This window comes from bacterium, assembly GCA_036524115.1.
In the GTDB taxonomy this organism is placed as follows: Bacteria; JAUVQV01; JAUVQV01; order JAUVQV01; family DATDCY01; genus DATDCY01.
The window spans coordinates 1-4,586 of the sequence record DATDCY010000229.1; the positions used below are offsets into that span (position 1 = coordinate 1).

The 4,586-nt window shown below is 70.2% G+C and carries 2 protein-coding genes and 1 pseudogene; all 3 read right to left on the reverse strand.

Going from position 1 to position 4,586, the window contains the following annotated elements; genetic code table 11:
* Positions 1 to 276: 276 nt before the first annotated feature.
* A pseudogene (carB, locus tag VI078_11210) lies at positions 277 to 2,607 on the reverse strand (carbamoyl-phosphate synthase large subunit).
* A gap of 2 nt (positions 2,608 to 2,609) precedes the next feature.
* Positions 2,610 to 3,200: a hypothetical protein gene (locus tag VI078_11215; protein HEY5999850.1), complete on the reverse strand. Its 591-nt coding sequence runs from the start codon at positions 3,198 to 3,200 to the stop codon at positions 2,610 to 2,612.
* A complete protein-coding gene (gene carA, locus VI078_11220) occupies positions 3,197 to 4,309 on the reverse strand; it encodes a glutamine-hydrolyzing carbamoyl-phosphate synthase small subunit (protein HEY5999851.1) in 1,113 nt (370 codons plus the stop codon). The genes VI078_11215 and carA overlap by 4 nt, the downstream gene beginning before the upstream one ends.
* Positions 4,310 to 4,586: the final 277 nt, after the last annotated feature.

The window sequence follows — 4,586 nt, forward strand, 5'->3', positions numbered from 1 at the left end:
ACCAAGGTCACCCGCACCGCTCTCCAGAACGCCGCCTCCATCGCCAGCCTCATGCTCACCACCGAAGCGATGGTCGCCGAAATTCCGGAGAAGAAGCCGGCTCCGGCCGGCGGCCCCGGCGGTCACGGCCCCGAGATGGACTACTAAACTCCAGTCCAATTCAGGTACTCAAAGCCGCGCTTCCCGCAAGGGAGCGCGGCTTTTTTCTTTCGCCCTGCGCCTCCTTCCTCGGGCGCATCCGATCGCCCCAACATACGCGATAAGGCTTACGCCCTCGTGCTCCATGATGCCGGCGACGACGACGGTCTCGCCGTCGGCGAGGCAGTCGACGTCGACCTCGACGGCGTCCTCGAGGAACTTGTCGATGAGGATCGGGTGCTTCCCCGAGGCGGCGAAGGCCTCGCCCGCGAACTGCTCGAGGGCGGCCTCGTCGTAGACGATGCGCATCGCGCGCCCGCCGAGCACGTACGAGGGGCGCACGAGCACCGGGTAGCCGACACGGGCGGCGACCCGGCGCGCCTCCTCCAGGGTCAGCGCCGTGCCGTTGGCCGGCGTCGGGATCCGCAGCTGCTCGAGCAGCGCGCCGAAGCGCTTGCGGTCCTCGGCGAGGTCGATCGAATCCGGCGAGGTGCCGATGATCGGCACGCCGGCCTTCCAGAGCGGCACCGCGAGCTTCAGCGGCGTCTGGCCGCCGAACTGGACGATGACCCCCTTCGGCTTCTCCTTGGCGACGATGGCCAGCACGTCCTCGAGCGTGAGCGGCTCGAAGTAGAGGCGGTCGGACGTGTCGAAGTCCGTCGAGACGGTCTCGGGGTTGGAGTTGACCATGATCGTCTCGAAGCCCATCTCGCGCAGGGCGAACGAGGCGTGGACGCAGCAGTAGTCGAACTCGATCCCCTGGCCGATGCGGTTGGGCCCGCCGCCGAGGATGACGATCTTGTCCTTCGGCGTCGTGCCGACCTCGTCCTCGGGCTCGTAGGAGGAGTAGTAGTACGGCGTGTAGGCCTCGAACTCGGCGGCGCAGGTGTCGACGAGCTTGTAGGACGGGACGATGCCCTCGGCCTGGCGGCGCGCGCGCACCTGCTCCTCCGGCAGGCCGGTGAGCGCCGCGATGGAGCGGTCGGCGAAGCCGCTGCGCTTGGCCTCGCGCAGCAGCGCCGGCTCGAGCGCCGCGCCGGCGGCCGCGATGCGCCCCTCGAGACCGACGACCAGGCGCAGCTGCTCGAGGAACCAGGGGTCGATGTGCGAGAGGCGCGCGATGCGCTCCACCGTGAAGCCGCGCCGGAAGGCCTCGGCGAGCAGGAAGAGCCGCGCCGGGTTCGGGCGCGCGAGCCCGCCCTCGATCTGCTCCTCGCTCGGGACGGGCGCCCCGGGCACGGCGGCGAGGCCGTAGCGGCCGATCTCCAGCGAGCGCACCCCCTTGCCCAGCGCCTCGGGGAAGGTGCGGCCGATGGCCATGACCTCGCCGACGGACTTCATCGAGATGCCGAGCGTGTCCTCGGTCTCGGGGAACTTCTCGAAGGCGAAGCGCGGGATCTTCACCACGCAGTAGTCGATGGCCGGCTCGAAGGAGGCCGGGGTGAGCTTCGTGATGTCGTTCGGGATCTCGTCGAGCGTGTAGCCCACCGCGAGCTTCGCCGCGATCTTCGCGATCGGGAACCCGGTGGCCTTGGACGCCAGCGCCGAGGAGCGCGACACGCGCGGGTTCATCTCGATGATCACCATCCGGCCGTCGCGCGGGTTGAGCGCGAACTGGACGTTGCTCCCGCCGGTCTCGACGCCGATCTCGCGGATGCAGGCGATGGCGGCGTTGCGCATGAGCTGGTATTCGCGGTCGGTGAGCGTCTGCGCCGGCGCCACGGTGATCGAATCGCCGGTGTGCACGCCCATCGGGTCGAAGTTCTCGATCGAGCAGATGATGACGCAGTTGTCGCGCCGGTCGCGCATCACCTCCAGCTCGAACTCCTTCCAGCCGATGATCGACTCCTCGATGAGCACCTCGCTCACCGGCGAGGCCTCGAGGCCGCCGGAGGCGATGCGCAGGAACTCCTCGATGTTGTAGGCGGTGCCGCCGCCGGTGCCCCCGAGCGTGAAGGCCGGCCGGATGATGACCGGGAAGCCGATCTCGCGCGCGACGCGCTCGGCCTCCTCGAGGGTGTGCGCGGCGCCCGAGCGCGGCAGACCGAGGCCGATCTTCGTCATCGCCTCCTTGAAGGCCGCGCGGTCCTCGGCCTTGTGGATCGCCGTGCGGTCGGCGCCGATCATCTGCACGCCGAAGCGCTCGAGCACGCCGTTCTCCGCGACGGCCATCGCCAGGTTCAGGCCGGTCTGCCCGCCGAGGGTCGGCAGCAGCGCGTCGGGCCGCTCGCGCTCGATGATCTTCGCGAGGATCTCCGGGGTGAGCGGCTCGAGGTAGGTGCGGTCGGCGAGCGCCGGGTCGGTCATGATCGTCGCCGGGTTGGAGTTGACGAGGACGACCTCGAAGCCCTCCTCGCGCAGCGCCTTGCAGGCCTGGGCGCCGGAGTAGTCGAACTCGCAGGCCTGGCCGATGACGATCGGTCCCGAGCCGATGAGCAGGATCTTGCGGATGTCGGTGCGCTTCGGCACGGTCACTTGCCCCCGGCGCGCAGGGTGTCGAACGCGGCGAGGAACGTCTGGTGCAGCCCCTCGAAGTCGTCGGCGGTCGCGACGCCGGTGAGCTGGAAGAAGCGCCCCTCGGCGAGCACGACCCGGGTGAGCGCGACCATCTCCTTGTCGCCGCTGGTGTAGCTGTAGAGCCCCTGCATGTAGGGGGGCTTCGCCTCCTCGTGCTCCTCCAGAGAGAGGTAGCGCAGCCGCTCGAAGTCGAAGCGCATCTGGCCGAGCAGCGTCTGCCAGCGCACGTCGAGGGGGACCCGCCCGGCCGGCTCGTGCGTCAGGTGGATCAGCGGCTCGGCCCCCGAGGCGCTTGCGGGGCCCTTGGCGACGAGGCCGGGGCCCATGTGGCCGGAATCGTCGACGGACCAGCCGTCCGGCGGGGTGAACGCGAAGACCCCGGCCGGGTCGCGGTACGGGGTCGGCTCGGCGGCGATCCAGCCGAAGAGCGGCAGCAGGAAGAGGCCGAGGCAGACGGCGGCGGCCAGCAGTCGCTTGAGCCAGCGTCCGGCGGCCGACGTCTCGGGCGCGTCGGAAGCGAAGCGGAACTCCGCCTGACTGCTCATCTGCGGTGCCGCTCCATGAGCGCGATGAACTCGTCGAAGAGGTGGCGCGCGTCGTGCGGCCCCGGCGAGGCCTCGGGGTGGTACTGCACCGAGAACGCCGGGAGCGTGCGGTGGCGCAGCCCCTCGTTGGTCTTGTCGTAGAGATTGACGTGCGTCGGCTCGACGACCGCGGGGTCGAGAGAGTCCGGGTCGACACAGAAGCCGTGGTTCTGGCTCGTGATGTCGATGCGGCCGCTGGCCCGGTCCATGACGGGGTGGTTGGCGCCGCGGTGGCCGAACTTGAGCTTGTAGGTGCGCCCGCCCAGCGCGAGGCCGAGCATCTGGTGGCCGAGGCAGATGCCGAAGAGCGGCTTCTTCCCGAGCAGGCCGCGCACCGTCTCGGCGACGTAGGGCACGCCCTCCGGGTCGCCGGGGCCGTTGGAGAGGAAGATGCCGTCGGGCTGCGTCGCGAGGATCTCGGCGGCCGTCGCGGTGGCCGGGAAGACCGTCAGGTCGCAGCCGACGTCGGCCAGGCAGTCGAGGATGCTCTTCTTGATGCCGCAGTCGATCGCCGCAACCTTGAAGCGCTTCTCGCCGGGGTACTCCGGCTTGTAGGCCTTCGCGCAGGTCACCTCGCGCACGAGATCGCGCCCGACGAGGCCGGGCGAGTCCTGCGCCTTGCGCTGCAGGGATGTCGGGTCGAGGTCGAGCGTGGAGATGACGCCCTTCATCGCGCCGCGGCTGCGCAGGTGGCGCGTGAGGGCACGGGTGTCGACGCCGCTGATCCCGGGGATGCCGTGGCGGGCGAGGAAGGCGTCCAGGCTCTCGGCTGCCCGCCAGTTCGAGTGCAGCGGCGAGATCTCGCGCACGACGAAGCCCTCGACCCATGGACGGCCCGACTCGACGTCCTCGGGGTTGGCGCCGTAGTTGCCGATGAGCGGGTAGGTCATGGCGACGATCTGGCCGCAATAGGAGGGGTCGGTGGTGATCTCCTGGTAGCCGGACATCGAGGTGTTGAAGACAACCTCGCCATGGCGCTCGCCGTCGGCGCCGAAGGCGGTCCCGGCGAACGCGGTGCCGTCCTCGAGCACGAGGAGGGCCGGGCGCGCAGGTCGCGGGCGAGTCACCATGATCGGGCGCGGATGATAGCGGAAACGGCACCGGAAAACAAACGGTTGGGGGTGCGAACGCCCGTTCCGCGCGCACCGTGCCGGGCCACGGCCCGGGGGCGCCTGTTCCCTTCCGTCGCGCCACACGTGCACGTGCCGCGGGGGCGGGGCGGCGCCGTGCGGCCGCTTCGTTACGCGCTCGACCTGGGCTTGTCCGGCCCTCCACTCGAAACGCATAACTCGCCCTTCGGGCTCAAACAATGCGTTTCGCCCTTCGGGACGCTCCGGTCCGGCCGCC

Bases quoted from the DNA above. Each gene is read 5' to 3' on its own strand.
- carA (HEY5999851.1), bottom strand. From the start codon at position 4,309: ATGGTGACTCGCCCGCGACCTGCGCGCCCGGCCCTCCTCGTGCTCGAG.
- VI078_11215 (HEY5999850.1), bottom strand. From the start codon at position 3,200: ATGAGCAGTCAGGCGGAGTTCCGCTTCGCTTCCGACGCGCCCGAGACG.